General features: G+C 40.1%; 11 protein-coding genes. 5 read left to right on the top strand and 6 right to left on the bottom strand.

Going from position 1 to position 18,466, the window contains the following annotated elements; genetic code table 11:
• Positions 1-98 precede the first annotated feature (98 nt).
• Positions 99-1,106 (bottom strand): hypothetical protein, encoded by a 1,008-nt coding sequence (locus NOS7524_RS09640; protein ID WP_015138290.1) that lies wholly within the window; start codon positions 1,104-1,106, stop codon positions 99-101.
• A gap of 472 nt (positions 1,107-1,578) precedes the next feature.
• Between NOS7524_RS09640 and NOS7524_RS27780 the strand changes: the two genes are divergently transcribed.
• A complete protein-coding gene (locus NOS7524_RS27780; protein WP_015138289.1) occupies positions 1,579-4,785 on the top strand; it encodes a spondin domain-containing protein in 3,207 nt (1,068 codons plus the stop codon).
• A 60-nt stretch (positions 4,786-4,845) separates the two neighbouring features.
• Here NOS7524_RS27780 and NOS7524_RS09615 read toward each other — a convergent pair whose 3' ends face one another.
• Entirely contained in the window at positions 4,846-5,493 is a 648-nt protein-coding gene (locus tag NOS7524_RS09615; RefSeq protein WP_015138288.1) for a TetR/AcrR family transcriptional regulator, read from the bottom strand.
• A gap of 93 nt (positions 5,494-5,586) precedes the next feature.
• On the opposite strand from NOS7524_RS09615, the gene NOS7524_RS09610 reads away from it, so the two are divergent.
• Positions 5,587-6,288, top strand: a complete 702-nt coding sequence (locus NOS7524_RS09610; protein ID WP_015138287.1) for a Coq4 family protein — start codon at positions 5,587-5,589, stop codon at positions 6,286-6,288.
• Positions 6,289-6,292: 4 nt separating this feature from the next.
• Entirely contained in the window at positions 6,293-6,505 is a 213-nt protein-coding gene (locus NOS7524_RS09605) for a hypothetical protein (protein WP_015138286.1), read from the top strand.
• A 1-nt stretch (position 6,506) separates the two neighbouring features.
• Here the strand turns inward: NOS7524_RS09605 and NOS7524_RS30605 are convergent, their stop codons facing one another.
• Positions 6,507-7,268, bottom strand: coding sequence for a TetR/AcrR family transcriptional regulator (locus NOS7524_RS30605; protein WP_015138285.1), 762 nt, complete (start codon positions 7,266-7,268; stop codon positions 6,507-6,509).
• 125 nt (positions 7,269-7,393) lie between these two features.
• Here NOS7524_RS30605 and NOS7524_RS09595 point away from each other — a divergent pair, with 125 nt between their 5' ends.
• Complete coding sequence (locus tag NOS7524_RS09595) at positions 7,394-8,347, top strand: Rieske 2Fe-2S domain-containing protein (protein ID WP_015138284.1); 954 nt, start codon at positions 7,394-7,396, stop codon at positions 8,345-8,347.
• Here the strand turns inward: NOS7524_RS09595 and NOS7524_RS09590 are convergent.
• The gene (locus NOS7524_RS09590) at positions 8,310-9,605 is read right to left on the bottom strand and encodes a CCA tRNA nucleotidyltransferase (protein WP_015138283.1); all 1,296 of its coding nucleotides are present in this window, start codon (positions 9,603-9,605) and stop codon (positions 8,310-8,312) included. The two genes, NOS7524_RS09595 and NOS7524_RS09590, sit on opposite strands and share 38 nt — an antisense overlap.
• 91 nt (positions 9,606-9,696) lie before the next feature.
• On the opposite strand from NOS7524_RS09590, the gene NOS7524_RS09585 reads away from it, so the two are divergent.
• Entirely contained in the window at positions 9,697-9,945 is a 249-nt protein-coding gene (locus tag NOS7524_RS09585; RefSeq protein ID WP_015138282.1) for a Ycf34 family protein, read from the top strand.
• 210 nt (positions 9,946-10,155) lie between these two features.
• Here the strand turns inward: NOS7524_RS09585 and NOS7524_RS09580 are convergent, their stop codons facing one another.
• Both NOS7524_RS09580 and NOS7524_RS09575 read right to left on the bottom strand, forming a co-directional pair.
• Entirely contained in the window at positions 10,156-12,144 is a 1,989-nt protein-coding gene (locus NOS7524_RS09580) for an ATP-binding response regulator (protein WP_015138281.1), read from the bottom strand.
• A gap of 17 nt (positions 12,145-12,161) precedes the next feature.
• On the bottom strand, positions 12,162-18,194 hold the full coding sequence (locus tag NOS7524_RS09575; RefSeq protein WP_015138280.1) for a hybrid sensor histidine kinase/response regulator: 6,033 nt from the start codon (positions 18,192-18,194) through the stop codon (positions 12,162-12,164).
• Positions 18,195-18,466: the final 272 nt, after the last annotated feature.

The raw sequence follows: 18,466 nt of genomic DNA, 5'->3' as shown, positions 1-18,466 counted from the left end.
AAGCTGTGGAACTTATCTTAATTTATTCCAAGTCTGAAGCCAAGACGGTTGAGTGGTCTTGGCTTCAAACTTGAGATTTACTCTAATCTTTGTTCGGCTTATGCCAATCTTCTTTGCTCGTGAAGTGCTATTAAGTGATTATTGACTATAGAAGAGTTAGCGGTAGCAGATTCAATCAGGAACGGAACGAGATCTCCACTAGCTGGGATGTTTCGTCCCCAAGGCGCGCCACCCCAAGACCAACCATTATTAATATCAAAAGATACAGTCCGTGAATTTTCTCCTGTTAAATCAATCAGGATGGCAGGACTGAAAGACTGCTCGATGACGCTACCTGTATTTACTGGTGTTGTAGAGAACATTAGCACGACTTTCTCAAGAGGAGCAATGATATCTAACATATTGCCAAACAGAGGAAAGGCGCATAGAGGATTAACAGTACCGTCTCCTAGTTTTTGTGAGATACCAGTGGTAAATTGAGTTGATGTTTGATTGTGAATGTTAATAGCACCGGGTGTACCTTTACTGGTGTCAACACTTCCAGTTCCAGTTGGACTCGTAATATTCAAGGTATTGTCGAGGGAAATAGGATAAGAGTTACTGTCAATAATTAAGGCATTTGGCTTGATGTCAGTTTTGGAGGTATAAGCCTCGTATTCCTCCGACCACGATATTTGGGTGTTCAAGCCATAGTTAGTTGTCTTAAACCAAACTACTGGCGAACCTTTTGCTGTAGTTTTTACAGCTTTGAAGGCGTACAAAATGTAGCCGTTATTAGACAGTGCCTCAACAGTTTTATCCTCCATATTAATGCTGACAGAGTAATTGGTAGCCACAGCAGTTTCTAGAGTTATTTTAGGAAATTGAACAATTGAGGATTCAGCATCTGCCCAAAAAAAGTTCCAACTCTGTTTACTGCCATTGGCAACTTTTTCTAAATTATTTTGAAATTTATTGTGATTGACTTGTCCAGCAAAAGTTACTTTTTTGGTAGATTTATCTGCTTCAATATTAGTAACAGTTCCTCCGCTTTGAGCCATTGCTGTTTTGATATCTTGGTCTGAAGGGACGTTATTCTTGTTTCTTTCGATAATTACAGATGCCATGTTGATTCTCCTTTATATTGACTAGGTTTTTTGAGTTTCAGATAAATGGTTTGAACTGACTTGTTTTTCAGTACACATTTAATTTATTAGTTAAAATTCAATGTGTCGATGGGTATAACCTAAGTAAAGTTAGGGAAATAATTAATTGTGAATCCGTGAATAATTAAGATAAATTATCGAAGTGAATTGTGGCTATGTTGTCTTAAATTACAACTTTCGGATGCAATATATCTTTGAGAGTTACTGAAAAGTTAAGTGTTGCAACTTAACTCAAAATACTTAACTTTTATGTATCGACCTATATACTTAATAGCCGCAAAATTACTTTGGTCAGCTACATAAACCAAGTAATCCAAGACTGCAATAGCTAACTAAGATTCAGCAAAACTGCTGAATTATTTTTTTGTCTTCCAGTTATCAATGCTACTCAAATCAGACAAATTAGTTAATTTAATCAAATAGTAGGTGATTTATGGCAATTAATCGAGTCACTGTATCGATTGAAAACCTCGCCCCAGAGCAAGGCACATTCCTGACACCTCTTTGGTTTGGCTTTCATAATGGTACTTTTGATACCTATGACCGAGGTAGACCTGTTTCTCCTGGGTTGGAAAGATTAGCGGAAGATGGTTTAGTTAATTTAATTTCTCAGGAATTTGATCTATCTGGATTTGGTAAAGTACAAGGGGTAATACCTGGTTCACAAGATACACCAGGCCCCATCGACCCCGGTGAAACAGCAACATTTACCGTGGAACTGGACGGTACAAACCCCACCAGTCGCTTTTTTAACTATGCTTCTATGATCATTCCCAGCAATGATTTCTTCATCGCTAACGGGAATGAACGCGCTCACCAGATATTCGATGACCAAGGTAATTTCATTGGGACAGATTTCATTGTCTTGGGTAACAATGTCCTCGATGCTGGCTCAGAAGTTAATGACGAAATTCCAGCAAATACTGCCTTTTTTGGACAGCAGAACCCTGACACTGGCACACCAGAAAATGGTGTAGTGACTTTAGCATCAGGGTTTATTCCTGGTGGCAATATCTTAAGTGACTCTAGATTTACCAACGCAGATTTTACTACCCCTGGATATCAAGTTGCCAGAATTCGTGTCTTTGCGGAAAATCCTGTTTTTCCTGTGGCTGAACCTGTGTATTTATCATCTCTGTTGACGGGAACACAAGAAAGACCTTTATTTACAGGTTCTACAGCCACCGGTATATCCCAATTTACCCTCAACGAAACTGGTGATGCACTCAAATATAGCCTCACCATCTCTGGTCTTGATTTTGGGAATTTATTAGGTACTGACCCCCAAACTCCAGATACAGGTGATGATGTGACAATGGTTCACATCCACGATGGCGGACGGGAAGACAGCAGCCCCCTAGCTTTTAATTTAACTGGCGCTCAAGATGCCGATGATTTAGAGATTGTAAAAAACGCCGATGGTTCTGTCACCCTTTCCGGTATTTGGGAACAGACCGACAACGCGAGTCTTCCTTTGAGTAACTTTGTGAGTGAAATTCGTAACGCCCAACCCAATGAAGATATCGGGCTTTACTGGAATATTCACACTAACCGCTTCCCTGGTGGAGAAATTCGCGGACAATTCCAAGCAGGACAACTTCCCCCCAGCGAGCCATTGCAAATTAGAGTTGTAGTTGAGAATCTCGCGCCACAACAAGGCGGTATTGTCACACCTTTCTGGTTTGGGTTACATGATGGTAGCTTCAACACCTTCGATATTGGTCAACCAGCTTCTTCCGCAATAGAAATTGTGGCTGAGGAAGGATTCATCGGTTTGGAAGGACTAACCCCAGGCTATCCCAGCTACGAAGGTACTTCCTTTGAGAATCTTGATTTAGTCAATATTCCTATTCTTCCCCAAACCATTGCAGGTTTATTCGCTAACAGTTCCGATGGTTTCCAAAGTATCATCGTCCCCGATGATAACCCCTTGGGTATTCCACCAGGAGAATTAGGTACACAGACATTCACCATCCAAAACCCTGCTAGTAACCGCTTCTTTAGTTACGCAGCAATGTACTTTCCTAGTAACGATGCTTTCATTGCTGACCAAGACCCGATTGAAATTTTTGACAGCGAAGGAAATTTCATCGGTGCAGACTTCATTATTACTGGGGATCAAGTTTGGGATGCAGGTACAGAAGTGAATGATGAACTTCTACCAAGTTTACCCTTTTCACCTGCTCAAGTTGGTCAAGGGACTCCTGAAAATGGAAATATTACTGCACACCCTGGATTTTTACCCCCTGGTAGCGGTGGTGTCCTGGATTTAGGCAATGGTGCTTTTGCTAATGCCGATTTTACAACTCCTGGTTATCAGGTAGCACGAGTAAGAATTTATGCCGTACCCACAGTCAGCGTTTTTGCAGAACCAGCCAGTCCCATTTCTGAACTCAACCAAGAACCAGGTGCTTTCATCTTTAAACTGAGTGCGCCAGCACCAGAAGGTGGTTTGGTGGTGAATTTCCAAGCTGGTGATGATGACCCAGACCCCAATTCTCGTGATGTCAATATTGGCGGAGCAGGAACAACTAATATTGATGACTTCAATATCAGACCAATACCTGGTTTTGTTTCTAGCGTCACTATTTCTGAAGGTGCGACAGAAGCCAGATTAGTTGTTACTCCCTTTGCTGATGGTTTGGTAGAACCAGAGGAAGTAATATCTGTGAATCTACTCTCAGGTGAAGATTACAACCTCAATCCAGCTAATATCTCCGCCGGAATCACCATTATTGATGGAATTGCTAGTGGTTTGGGTGGTCAAAATAACTTTGTGATTCGTCCTGGTAATACTGTCACTATCACTGATTTTGGTGGTATTGGTCGAGGGGTGAATCCTGCAAATGAAACTGTTGCAGAAGTTGATACTTTACAATTTGAGGGTGCTGGTTTAACGGCTGAAAATCTCTTGCTGCTGCAAGATGGTAACAATTTACAAGTTAGCTTTGCAGGTATCCCAGGTACTCAGGTAACTCTGCAAAACTTGGCGCTGGAAGATTTAGATAATCTACGACGAAACACTGGTGCTAGGGTAGACCTAGGTAATATCTTGTTTGATGGCGATACCAAAATTCAAGACAGTTTTGATGTCATCAATGCCAATGCTAACCCCAATAGAGTGTTTAATCGCAATACAGTTACATTCTTGAATGAGTTTGATAACGTTGTTCGCGGTTTCAATAACTCTGATGACGTAATTAATGGCCAAGGTGGTGATGATACTCTCTGGGGTTTGAGTGGGGATGATATCCTACGCGGTGGTTTAGGTGAAGATTTTCTGTTTGGCGGTAGGGGTGAAGATACATTAGTTGGTGGCTGGGGTGATGATAGACTCTACCTGGGTAATGACCGTGATATTGATACCGTTGTCTATAACAGTGGTGATGGCACGGATATTGTGTATCAATTTACTCAAGGTGTAGGAGGTGATGTACTCAGCTTTGAGGGTATCGTTGCTATTGATGTGGTAACTTTTAGTAATATTACTGAGTTTCGTTTGAGTGATGGTATACAAGGCAATTCTGGGTTTGGTGCTGGTGATTTGTTAGTTGAACTCAATGGTACAACTGGGTTTACAGCAGATAATATCGGTGCAAATCTTGCTGCTACTAATACAGCTGCATTTTTATTTGCTTAGATATTCACTACCAGAGAAGATAGAGATAGGTGTAGGTGGAAATAATTTCTGCCTACATTTTCATATTTGTGGGGAATCTTTGCCCAGATAATTATTGAGATAACCCAACATTAATATTTTGGTTTCTGTTAACAATTGTTGACGCATTTCAGGGTTTTGACTTGTCGCTAGCCAGAGCAAATCGCCTACTACTTTCACTACTACCAAAGCGATCGCCTGAGATTTTTCAGTATCTAGCTTAGGGTTTAGTCTACCAAAAAAAGCCGCGAGTTCATCGATAATCCGGTATTCGTAGTCATCTATTGCGGCAATTGCTGGATATGTCATCAAGTTCAGCAGTTGTTCATAAACTGCACGATATCCCGGATGGCTATTCATAAAATGATCAAAGGCATCAATCACCTTATCAACATACACATCTACAGGTAAAGTCTCGGCTTGTTGTGTGTGTAGTTGAGCAAACAACTGATACTCCCGTTGAAAATATCGCGTTGCTAAGGCTTTGAGAATCGCTTCTTTATCGGGAAAGAACTGATACAACGAACCTACGGGAACTTTAGCACGAGTGGCGATCGCTCGCGTCGTCGTCTGTTCATATCCCACCTCAATAAATAACTCTTCGGCTGCATTCAAAATACTATCTACTCGCTCCTGACTCCGCATCTGCTGCGGTTGACGGCGCATTTTTGCAGGATTTTTCGCTGTCATTCATCTCACCCTTGACAAAACATGAACAGTGTTCATATTCTATAAACATGAACGTTGTTCATATTAATTATGACCTCTTCAGGAGTTTTTGTCATGCCAACCCTCAACCCTGCAACTATTCAGCCCCTTAAACTTGATTCGGAAGTACAACGACAGTTGAATTTCCAGTTTTTGACAGCGATGAAAGGCTTTTTTACCTTACTCACGACAGAAGACAGTCTAGATGCAGTTGATGAACTGAGTAGCATTTTAGTTCATAGCCGTGCTTTTGAACTGGCTGCGGAAGATATGCAGCTTAATCCTGATGTAGCAAGTTTAATCCAAGAGCGGTATAGTCCCCCAGCCCATGATTTAGAGCAACTATTGCAACTTCCACCTGATTCCTTGGGGTATCTATACGCTTCCAGACTCAAAGAATTGGGTTTTGAGCGTATTGATTTAGACATTGACATCAATTCTGATACAACTTACATTGAGTATCGTTGGCAACAAACTCATGATATTTGGCATCTGATTACAGGGTTTAGTGCCAGCAGCATTGAGGAAATAGGACTACAGGCATTTTATTTAGCGCAGTTTCGTCTACCTTTGGCGGGGATGTTAATTGCTAATGCTTTGATAGGTATGATTTTGCTGACTCCCGAAGATTTACCGCAACTTCTCGAAACTATTGCCCAAGGCTGGATGATGGGATTAAATGCCAAGCCCTTATTTGCTCAAAGGTGGGAAGAAGCTTGGCAAAAACCTTTATCCCAATGGCAAGCGGAATTGAATATTCAGCCGTTTAAAGCCTAATTCTATGTTGAAAAAATCTTGCTATCTATGGTTTCGACTGATTCGCAAGACTTACCCCTGGTTATCTCTAGTTATACAGGCTAGACGAGTGATATTTGCTAGCGGTGTTGAGCGAATGCGGGAGCAAGTTCAGTTTTGGATGCTATTTTACAAGTTGGACTTTGCTAATCTGTTGGCGATCGCAATTGATTTAATTCAACCAGAATTTTGGGTTTAATTCAGCCAGATTTTTCTAAAAACTGTTTACCGCAGTCTTTGCAGAGATAGCGTTGCTTCCCGTGACGATGCCCATTTTTAGATAATCGGGATGAATGACAGTAAGGACATATCATTACTTTCATTACCTGATGCGCCCCTTGCTGTGTGTGGGGAGTCAAATATGCGACTAATAAAGCTTTAATTTCTGCATAACGGGCTTGTCTTTCGTGTTTATCCTGGCGTAAAGCATTGAGTAGTAAAGCGTTGTAGCATATGTGAACTGTTTCTGCTAAAAATTCGCTTTTTTCGACTGCCAACTCAGGATTCCACTCACGAAAAAAGGCTGCGAGTTGTTTAATCAACTGCTGATTAAAGCTGTCATCAAATAGCTGAAACATCTCCGGCGCAACAAAATACTGGATGTACACGACACGGTGCATGGGATTTTCAAAGTATTCTGCATAGGTATTCACCATGTGTTCAATAAACTCTGACAATGGCTTTTGCTTGTCTGCTGACTGCATAATTTCAGCATTAATCTTTGTCACCTGTTCCATGTGACGAGCTTCCAGGGCATGAAAAATTGCCAATTTATCGGGAAAAAACTGATATAGCGAACCAATCGCCGTTTCAGCTTTCGCCGCTATCATGTGGGTAGTTGCAGTTTCATATCCCACTTCCACAAAAACTGCTGCTGCTGCTTGGAGAATTTTCTCTACTCGTTCTTGAGAGCGTTTTTGCTTGGGTTGACGGCGCATGGGGGTGGGTTCTGGTTTGGACACGATCTGAGTTGACAAATGTGAATAATGTGTCGTATTTTAAAAATTAAATATGAAACTTTTGTCACATTTTACTCTAGCGATCGCGATCTCTCCATACCTACTTACACAATCCTTGGGAGACTCCTATGGAAGCAATTCTGCCGGGCGCACCTTGGTTAATTGCCCATCGTTCCATGTTGGGCATTAACAAACCCTATAAAATTACCCTGAATGGAAAAGACTATGTACTTTGGCAAAATCAACAAGGTGAAGTCTTTGCCCTCGATAACGTCTGTCCTCATATGCAAGCACCGTTATCAGATGGCTGGATTTGTCAAGACAGGGGTACAATTGCCTGTCCTTTCCATGCCCTAGAGTTTGATGAGCAGGGGCGACTACACAATTCCGGTAAAGGGAGCAGTCAACCTCTGCTAACTCCTCTGGAAATTGTGATTAAAGATGATTGTATTTGGACATACGGCGGTTATGCTCCTAAAATTCCCGTGCCGGATCTCATCCCCAAAGTCAGCGCAGGTATGAGCTTTTTAGGAGTCACAGGAGACAAAAGTATTCAGGGTACTTTTTTGAACAGCATATCAATCAATTATGACTACAACCATCAAAATGGTACACACCGGGAGTTATTCGGCATTAAAGCCAATCGCATCCCTGTATTTGAGCATGACGGATATTGGGCTAAAGTTGTACAAGAACTAGATCGTGAAGATAGTACCTGGAATGATATCCTCCGCAATCCTGTTATCCTCACTGCACCCAAAACTTACACTGCCACATTAGAATATGCTTTTCCCGCACTGACAACTTTTCAGGCTGATTTCCCCATAGGAGAAGTTTTGCAAGTTCATGTATTGTACCCAGAAACTGCAACCCAAACTAAAAGCTTCGTTTTAGTCTACAGCAAACCCAAACACCCTGTTTTAACAATACTACTAGGACGCTTTGTGTTAAGTGCAGTGGGAACAGTGATAGAGCAAGATACACGCGCCATTGAAACCTCTTATCCTCGCCAACCAGCGAAGATTCGCCTACCCAATGAAGAAATTATGTTTCATGCCCAAAAGTTATATCGTGAATGGTGAGCAACTTCTTCGCCAACTCTATAGCTTCCTCTGGCGTTGAAATTTTCCCCTCAGCTTGTGCTACACCAATCTCTTTCAGCAGTTGACCTACTACTGGCGATGCTGGGATATTTAATGCTATCATTATATTTTTACCACTTACTAGCTGAGTGGGATGAGCGACCAGATCATCAGGGTTAAGGTAGCGGCTGATCAATGGTGCGTATACCCGGAATGGATTGGTGCCAGACATCGCCTCTACCAAAGTATCGTTTACTAAGGCTACAACAACTGTAGATCCAAATACAACCCCTGCTTCTTGGAACAAAAAATATTGTTCTCTTACAGTATTAGCTGTTTTTAGCTGAGGGAACAATCTCAGAGCAGTGGTAATAGCTCGAATTTCCGCCCGGCTATAGGTGAGTTCCTGTAGTTCGATTTCCGCAACGGCTGGATTGGGGTGGACAAGACAAGCGAGTTTAGCAATACCTAGCCAAGTAGTTTTGACGGTATCACGGACTGGTTGTTGCACTTCTACATCTAGTTGTGGCCAGTGTTGTGCAAGTATGGTAGCGACTTGATCAACTGCTGCTATTTGGCAAAAGCTTTCAGGAGTGGCGTTTTTAAAGAATGAAGTCAGTAAGCCATCTTCCCCAGCTTTGGTTATCCAAGGTGTACCTTGAGAACTGGCTAGCAAATAACCAATTTCTACCCTGACACGTTCTGCCGCTACTTGGCATATCTGCGTTGCTAAAGCGCGGATAGTATTTTGGGTATTTGGCTCAATGGTAAAACCTAGTTGAGATGCTTGGCGATAGGCTCGCAATAAACGTAAAGGATCGTCTTGTAAATTGCCTGGTGATACCATTCGCAATACACCCAACTGTAAATCATCACAACCATGTAAGGGGTCGATGATTTCTTGGGTGTGGGGGTTGTAGGCGATCGCATTAATTGTAAAATCTCTTCTGAGCAAGTCAGTCTCTAAACTCTCGCCTTCCTGTTGAGCAAAGTCAGCCGTAGCATCAGGAAACACCACACGGGCAATCTGACGTTCTGAGTCGAGTGAAACAAAACCAGCCTGGTAACGTCGAGCGATCGCTCTGGCTACCTGCACAGCATTTGATGGTATAACAAAGTCAAGATCCCAATATTCACGAGTTCTACCGAGAATAGCATCCCGCACCGCACCACCTACCATGTAAGCTGGTTGTGGCAAGCATTCCAGACTAAAAGGCCAATTTTCGGGAGCTAGGGTAGAAGGAACTGAGCCAAACATTGTAATAAAAATCAACCCAGTAACAGGTGAATAAAGGTTGGGCTTTAAGCTAGATTAACAATAATCAAGGCCTTCTGGAGTTGGTTCTATTATGTGTATTTGCGTAAACTGCCACTATGTAGATCGCTGTGTGACTTATCACGCCGTAGAAACACAGCACCAACAGCCCCATTTAACAGAAAATCCGACTTTTGATCCCAATGAACCATCCATTAACGTTAACATTCGGACTAAGGAAGATGTAATTGAAATGGAATGGGACGTTGTTGGTTGTCTCAGCTTTAAACAAGAAACGGGCAAATGGTCAAAATTACGCCCAGGTGAATTAGTACCGACTTGATGAGGCAATAGGCAATAGGCAATAGAGTAAAATTTGCAGTGGGAAAAGTTATTTTTCGCGTTCTCTAAGTAGCAAGTAATAAGTCATGGGTATTTACTCATTACTCATTACTCATTACTCATTACTCATTTGATGACACCAAAACTGTATAAATAAAAAATGGGTAAATCTCATCAAAGTCAACAGCCTACCCCCTGCCCCCCTGCCCCACTAAACCCCATGTACCCTTACCAGCTTTCCTTCCTGGGTAAGAGTGCTGTGTAAAGCTGCCAATAATTCCTTTGTTGTGTAGGGTTTGGCAATAAACTGTTTCACAACGGTAGACTTGACGAGTTTATTGCTGGCGACAAAACCACTCACAGCGATAATCTTGATGTGAGAATCCATTTTTTGTAAAGCGCGAATGGTTGTGGAACCGTCCATTGACGGCATCATCATATCCATTAACACCAGACTGATTTTATCTTGATGTTGGGCATAAAGTGCGATCGCCTCGATGCCGTCCCTAGCTGTTAACACTTGGTAATTATACGCTTCTAAGGAAATTCTTGTAGTTTCTAGAATTGGGGCTTCGTCATCCACTACTAAAACTAATTCTCCATTACCTTTGAGTAGTTCCAAGTCTTCAACCAGGGAAGGTGCGGATGTTTCGACGGCTGGCAAGAATACTTTAAATTCTGTTCCCCTACCTACCTCACTGTACACTTTCACAAAACCATTGTGGCTTTTGATGATGCCTTGTACAGTAGAAAGACCTAGCCCCGTACCTTTACCAACGTCTTTCGTCGTAAAAAACGGCTCAAATATTCTATCGAGTGTTTCTGCTTCCATACCCATGCCTGTATCGGCAAGAGAAATTACAATGTAAGGGCCGACATGGGCATCAAGATTCATCTGGGCATAGTGTTGATCAATCCGCAGATTTTCCACAGATAAACTGAGTTTACCGCCTTCTGGCATGGCATCACGAGCATTTACTACTAGGTTCATCAATACCTGATGCAAATTTGTGGCATCGCCAATCACAGTCCACAGGTTGGGCTGGATATTTACAGACAATTCAATGGATTTGGGAAATGTTTCTTGGACAATTTGCCGAATTTCGGAACACAAGTAATTAACTTGCACAATCGTGCGCTTGCCTTCGACTCCACGAGTAAAATGTAATACTTGCTTCACCAAAGCTGCTCCACGTTTAGAGTTCGACTCTATGGTTTTGAGCATTTGCTGACTGCGCTCATCCAGGTTCGGAAGTTTGAGTTGCAATAGTTGTGATGCTGTGAGGATGGGAGTCAGTATATTATTGAGGTCATGGGCAATACCACCAGCTAGTGTGCCTACGCTTTCTAGACGTTGCGCTCGCAGAAATTGACTTTCTAGTTGTTTTTTCTCGGTAATATCGGTATTAACTGTTAAAATTGATTGTAATTGTCCATTGCGATCGCGCATGAGTGTCCATCGGCTGGCAACGATAATTTTTTTACCTTGCTTAGTAACTTGAGATAATTCACCCTGCCAAGAATCACAATCAGCTAAACTGTTGATAACATTTTGCAGTTGAGACGCATTTTCTGGTTGATACAGTAACTGACGCACGCTTTGTCCAATTGCTTCTGCTGCTGCCCATCCATATAAATTTTCTGCCCCTTTGTTCCAAAAACAGATGCGATCATTTAAGTCCTTGACTAAAACGGCATCTGTGGTAATGTCCAGCAAAGCCGCCTGTTCTCGCAGTTTTTCTTCTACGCGTGTGCGTTCTAAAATCTCGGCTGCTAAACGCTGATTCTGTGATTGCAATTTTTGGGTGAGGTGACGCAGTTGCAGGTGTAGTTCAATGCGGGCTAATACTTCTTCATGTTGCAATGGTTTGGTGATATAGTCTACAGCACCAATATTTAAGCCTTTAACCTTATCTACTGTTTCCGAAAGGGCAGTCATGAAAATCACCGGAATCTCTTTTGTTAATTCCTGACTTTTCAAACGACGACAAGTTTCAAACCCGTCTATGCCCGGCATGAGGATATCTAAAAGAATTAAGTCGGGTGGGGCATATTCAGCTCTGGCGATCGCACTTTCGCCATCTTCAGCTACTAATACTGTATAACCAGCATTAGCTAAAAAATCAAACAGCATTTCTAAGTTGGTGGGAGTGTCATCCACAATTAAAATGACACCTTTATCAAGGGATTTAATAGTCATAGTATGTAAAAAGAAATTTAATATCGTTTGAGAAAATCTACAATTTCTTTGCCTTTAAAGCTTTTAGCCAGTTTACGTAAATAAGTTGCAAAGGGTACAAATTGTTCTGCCAACTCCTCTAGTTTTGTGGCTCTTTCTGTAATCCCTCTGAGGTTTCCCCGCATCGCTAAATCTAGCAAAACTGCCAATTCTTCTGCTGGTGGAGGCACCAAGGGCAAATTTTGAATTGGGGTTGTGGGATTTAGATATTCTGGCTGTGGTTGATGCTTATTTTTATCTTGATAAATCCATGCCAAATCTAAATGAAACTGTAATTTTTCTAAAAGGTTGGCTACTTGGATGGGCTTGGGGAGAAAGTCATTACAACCAACTTCTCGACTCTGTTGTTGACTAAAATCAAACACACTGGCTGAGATGGCAATCACTATTGTTTGTTCTAGAGTTGGCATCATCCTGAGACGACGAGTTGCTTCAAAGCCATCCATTCCACCCATCACTAAGTCCATAAAAATTACATCTGGCTGAAATTCACAGGCTTTATTAATACCGTCTAACCCATCGATTGCTTCCATTACCTCAAAACCCAAAGGTTGTAGCAAATTGAGCAAAACAGAACGATTTGCCCAATTATCATCCACCACCAAAACTTTGCGTCTAGAACCGACAAAGCCCACTATGTTTTGTTCATCAACACTGTTAACAGCAGTGGGAGAGATAATTTCAGGTAAGTCTAAGTCTAACCAAAAAATGCTACCTTCACCTAAATTACTTTTAACTTTCAGTTCACCGCCCATCATCTCAACTAATTGGCGACTAATTGCCAAACCTAAGCCTGTTCCTTCAGTTTTGAGACTATCTTCACCCACCTGCTGAAAGGGTAAAAATATTTCTTCTAATTGCTCCGGTGCAATGCCAATACCTGTATCTTCTACATAAAATCTGATTTTCTGACTAGAATATTCGGCAGCATTTTCTCCAGATACCAGTTCCCAATCTCCAGTACCTGTGACATAACCTACCTTGAAATATACATAACCTTTTTTAGTAAATTTAATAGCATTACTGAGTAGATTAATTAAAATCTGTCTCAACCTTTTTTCATCAGCATAAATGATATTTGGCAATGAGAATACTGGTTGATATAATAACGAAATGCCTTTTTGTTCGGCACGGACACGGCAGATCTGCACGATGCCTTCTAAAAATTGCGAAAAATGAAATTCTTGTGGACAAAGTTCCATTTTTCGAGCTTCTATTTTAGAAATATCCAAAATATCATTAATGAGTGTTAATAAATGTTCGCCACATTGATGAATTATTTCTACACCATTTTTTTGTTGAGGTGTGAGAATTTTATCTTTCCGCAAGATTTGCGTGTAACCTAAAATTCCATTAAGTGGTGTACGCAGTTCATGACTCATGTTAGCCAAAAATTCGCTTTTAGCACGGTTGGCGGTTGCGGCTATTTCTTCTGCTCTTTGGCGTTCTCGAATCTCTGTTTGCAAAAGTGAATTTTTATCTTGTAACTCTAGAGTTCGCTGTTTTACTTTTGTTTCTAGTGTCTGATTAGATGCTTCTAAAGCATTATACAGACGTGCATTTTCTATGGAAATGGCAGCTTGAGAAGATAAAATTCGTAACAATTCTACACGCTCCGATGTAAATGCTCCAGAAATCAAATTATTTTCTAAATATAAAATCCCAATTAGTTTACCCTGATTAATAATTGGTGTACATAATAGAGATTTGACTTGATGCTTAATAATGTAGCTATCATCGGTAACAAGTCCCTCATGGCTAGCATCATCAAGTACGATAGTATCCTGGGTACGACATACATAATCGATTACAGATATAGGTAGATTTTGACTTTGTTCTACGGGTATAGACTGCTGCAATTCTATCCCATTTCTACCAAAATTGCCTGAAGCTTCTATAATTAAATTACCGCCTTTTTCTAAAATTAATAATCCTGTTTCTGCACCAGCATTTTCTAAAACAATTTGCATTAATTTAGTGAGCAACCTGTCTATAACGATTTCACCAGAAAGCACTTGTGAGGCTTTCACAATTGCGGTTAAATCGAAAATTTGGTGCATACTTGTAGTCATAGAGCTAATGGTCTGATTCATCTCTAGACTTGGTGTTTTTCGCTCTGCTATTCGAGATAATATCTGGGGATATTTTGCTGCTAAATCTCTGACTTTGGCTGTTGCTCCCCAGCGCATATATCCATAGTAAGCATCAATGAGATAGGTTTGAGCTACCTTGTCTCTACCACACTCTAAATAAAACTTTGCAGCCAGTTCATTAGCTAGTGCTTCTTCTTGGATATAACCTTGTTCTCTAGCTCCAGCAATAGCTCGATCATAAAACTCCATTGCTTGCCAATATGCACCCAATACTTGCGCTTTTTCTGCTTCTACTAAATCATACTTGTGTTGAAAATTCATCGGTGCATGATCAGCCCATCTTTGCATTTTTTGTTGATTATTTGTTACCCGACTGAGAAGGATTTCTTGTTGTAATGGTGATGCTGATGAATAGATTGCTAGTTGTGCTAAAGAATCATAGAAATGAAATAACGGTACATTTAGCCATCCTGTTACACCGTCTAAATACTGTTCAGCCTTGATGGCATTTTCGGCGGCTTCAGCAAATTTACCAAATAGGTAACACAGAATTAATTTGTTGAGAAAAACATAGAGTATGATTGTACGTTCATTGGCTGCAATATGAATTAATAATAATTGGTCTTCATTGTAAGCTTCACCTATTAGCTGATAGGGGGTTTCATTTAAGCCTAATAAATTCAAAACTGCCTGATGAAATATTTGATGCCACTTTAAAGCAGTCTCTTGATGAATTTGAGCGATCGCTTTACCATATCTCACCATTTCCTGTTCTAAATTTCTTAACTCCGCACCACTCCAATAGGCATATTGACACCTATTACTAGCTGCATATCCAGTATGTACTAAGTTGCCATATTCACATCCACTAGCATAAGCATTTTCTAACAGTGGTAAAGTCTCTCTAATATGATGTTTCCAATGTATTAAGAAAGTTGCAACTTTAAATAAAACCTGGCTTCTTAGTTCACTAGCATCTAGATTATCTAATAGATTTAAAGCTAACTGACCAAATTTATAGGCAGCTTCAACATCTTGTAATAACCCACTAAAAACTACTCCATAATCAGCAAAACCGCTAGCTGAAAAAACATTATTACCATGTTGAATAGATAAATTCACCTCCTGACAAGCCATCAGGATAAATAATGCAGGTGCAGATTGATAAGCAGCAGGAACTAAACTTGCTATTAGACGCATAGCTGCTAGCTGCTTTGCATCTGTCATTGATGGGAGATTAATTAAATCTTCTATGCTTTTCTCTGCTAAATTTGTGCTTGTTTCTTGAACAGCTTGCTGAATATCTAATGGAGTTGGTGAAGCTGTTACTTTCACACCCAGCATTTCTAGAACTTGCCATCCCAAGTTGACTGCTTCTAGCAGTTTTCTTTGAACTTCATAACTTTTAATTTGTAACTCATAAACTTTCACTTTTTCCAACTCATTCTTAGCTTGTGGCAGCACCACCACGGCTAATTGCTCCATTTGCTCAAAGTCGCCCATCAGAAATGCTGCTTCTGCTGCTTCTTGATGTAAAGCTAATGCTAATTCATATTGCTGATGCCAGCTAGAGTCGGTTAACAGGCTTAAACCTACTTGGAGGTAGCCCATCGCCGACTCATACGCCGTTGCTGATTTGGCTTTTTTACCTGCTATCAGGTTAAGTTCAGCGAGCTGAATTTTTTCTGCTTCTAGGCTGAGTAATTCTGTCCCATAATTCAAGTGATTGACTAAATCAAAAATATTTTCACTTCGTTCTTCAAATGTCGTATTTGCTAGTAATAAGCGACCAATTTGTAGATGAGTTGCTTTTTGGAGCGCATCTGTAATTAGAGAATAAGCAGCTTGTTGCACTCGGTCATGTAAAAATTTATAAGTGATTGTCAGTTGTTTGTTTTGCTGATAATTAAAAACTAAAGGAATTTTGTAAGACTCATCTATTGGTAAAACTAGACCTGCCTGTAAAGATTCCCATAAATCTGCTGCTGTTTCATGCCAAGATTTTTGATGAACAATACTCAGAATATCTAGGGTGAATTTATCGCCAATACAAGCAGCTAGTTTTAAGATATTCTGCGTCATTGGTGAGAGTTTTTGAATTTGATTAATCATCAAATCAACGACATTATCAGTAATGTCAATATCTTGCAGCAGTTCCATATCCCACTGCCAACAACCAGCAATAAAATTAAATGATAGAAGCTTGTCTTGTTCAAGGGTTTTGAGAAGTTGTGTTAAGAAAAAAGGATTTCCCTGAGTTTTGTGAAATAATAGCTCTGCTAGTAATTCTGACTTAGTTTGGTTAGTGTGGAGAGTATCACTAACTAATTGCTGAACATGAAAAATCTGCAAAGGCTGAAGTACAATACGGTTGATATATATACCCGATTTTTGCATTTCCTCCACAGTCAACATTAACGGATGATTAATATTAACTTCGTTGTCCCGATACGCTCCTATCAAGAACAAATATTTGATATCTGAGTCTGTGATTAACAGTTGGATTAACTTGAGAGAAGCAGCATCTGCCCATTGTAAATCGTCTAAGAAAATGACTAATGGATGTTCAGGTTGACAAAATAAGTTAATGAATTGTTTAAATACTCGATTAAATCTGTTTTGAGATTCATTTAACCCTAATTCAGTAACAGATGGCAGAGAACCAATTATTTGTTCAAGTTCCGGGATAACATCAATAATTACTTGAGCATTTGTACCAAGTGCTGCTAATATTTTTGATTTCCAAACAGCTATTGTCGCAGCACTTTCTGTTAATAATTGCTGCAATAATTCTTGCAAAGCCTGAATCAAGGCATCATAAGGAATATTTCGCTTTAACTGGTCAAATTTACCAGCAATAAAATAACCATGCTGGGCTAATATGGGTTTATGAATTTCATTGACTAAAGAAGATTTACCAATACCTGAATACCCACTAACTAACATGATTTCTGATGCTCCACATCTGACGCGATCGCAGGCATTCATGAGAGTTAAAACTTCTGTTTCACGACCATACAGTTTTTGTGGAATTAGGATTTGGCTGTATAAGTCAGATTGACCAACAATAAAGTTAGCTATTCTTCCATTTGCTTCTATTTCTCTGGAACATTCTTCTAAGTCAGCTTGTAGTCCCAAAGCATTTTGATATCTTTCCTCAGCCGTTTTAGATAATAACTTCATGACAATCTCAGAAATTATCTGAGGAATTTCTGGATTAATTTCTGTTGGTGATAACGGTGTTTTGGCAATATGACAGTGAACTATTTCTAAAGGATCAGTTGCGGTAAATGGTAGTTGTTGCGTGAGCATTTCATAGAAGGTAACACCCAAGGAATAAAAATCAGTACGGTAGTCAACCCCGCGATTCATCCTCCCAGTTTGTTCTGGTGACATATAAGCTAGAGTACCTTCTAGCAAACTGGAATTACTGACAGTTAAATTTTCTCTTGATAAATAGGATGAAATACTAAAATCGATAATTTTGATTTGATTTTTCTTGAGATTAATTAGAATATTATCAGGTTTAATATCTTGATGAATAATATGATTTTTATGCACTTGAGCCAGTGTTGCAGATAGTTGAATGGCAATTGGCAAAAACTGGCTGACTCCGAATTTTTGAGTATTAATTATTTTTCTTAAAGATTCTCCCTGGAAATCTACCGAAATCATGACCAAACCGTTGTCATGGCTTGACAAAGCCAGGGGTTTAATCACTCCATCTATATCTAATGTTTGGAGAATTTTATATTCGTGTTTTAACTGAGCAAGCTGTTCTATAGTAGGATACTCGGCTTTAAGCGTTTTAATAATTGCTGTTAACTGCTGAGACTGATGAACAGCACGATAAATACAGGTAATTGTACCCTCATGAAGAACTTCAGTGAGATTGTAATCGGCAATGGTGAAACCCATATTTTTCTGCTGGCTGCTAGTATGGTGCTGTTTGGTGGTCAGTTAGTTGCTTCTCTATCAATGGTAATAATTTCTACTCCTTTTAACGTTGGAAGTATGATCAATTCTCTACATAGGTTTTAGCTGTTATCTATTTTTTTTAATCGAATATAAAATTACGTAACTAAAATTTAACTATTCTGAGGTATTTGCTTTTATTCTTAATAAACAACAAGGTAGTCCCGATGCAACGAGTTGTATAGTCAAGCATGAAAGAGCAGAGTAATATATGC

The sequence above is a fragment of the Nostoc sp. PCC 7524 genome (assembly GCF_000316645.1).
Lineage (GTDB): Bacteria > Cyanobacteriota > Cyanobacteriia > Cyanobacteriales > Nostocaceae > Trichormus.
Note: the sequence above shows the minus strand (reverse complement) of the source record. Positions and strands in the feature narration are given on the sequence as shown.

What these genes read in the sequence shown, in the direction of transcription:
- NOS7524_RS09640 (WP_015138290.1), bottom strand. Translation starts at nt 1,106, where the DNA reads ATGGCATCTGTAATTATCGAAAGAAACAAGAATAACGTCCCTTCAGAC.
- NOS7524_RS27780 (WP_015138289.1), top strand. Translation starts at nt 1,579, where the DNA reads ATGGCAATTAATCGAGTCACTGTATCGATTGAAAACCTCGCCCCAGAG.
- NOS7524_RS09615 (WP_015138288.1), bottom strand. Translation starts at nt 5,493, where the DNA reads ATGACAGCGAAAAATCCTGCAAAAATGCGCCGTCAACCGCAGCAGATG.
- NOS7524_RS09610 (WP_015138287.1), top strand. Translation starts at nt 5,587, where the DNA reads ATGCCAACCCTCAACCCTGCAACTATTCAGCCCCTTAAACTTGATTCG.
- NOS7524_RS09605 (WP_015138286.1), top strand. Translation starts at nt 6,293, where the DNA reads ATGTTGAAAAAATCTTGCTATCTATGGTTTCGACTGATTCGCAAGACT.
- NOS7524_RS09595 (WP_015138284.1), top strand. Translation starts at nt 7,394, where the DNA reads ATGGAAGCAATTCTGCCGGGCGCACCTTGGTTAATTGCCCATCGTTCC.
- NOS7524_RS09590 (WP_015138283.1), bottom strand. Translation starts at nt 9,605, where the DNA reads ATGTTTGGCTCAGTTCCTTCTACCCTAGCTCCCGAAAATTGGCCTTTT.
- NOS7524_RS09585 (WP_015138282.1), top strand. Translation starts at nt 9,697, where the DNA reads ATGTGTATTTGCGTAAACTGCCACTATGTAGATCGCTGTGTGACTTAT.
- NOS7524_RS09580 (WP_015138281.1), bottom strand. Translation starts at nt 12,144, where the DNA reads ATGACTATTAAATCCCTTGATAAAGGTGTCATTTTAATTGTGGATGAC.
- NOS7524_RS09575 (WP_015138280.1), bottom strand. Translation starts at nt 18,194, where the DNA reads ATGGGTTTCACCATTGCCGATTACAATCTCACTGAAGTTCTTCATGAG.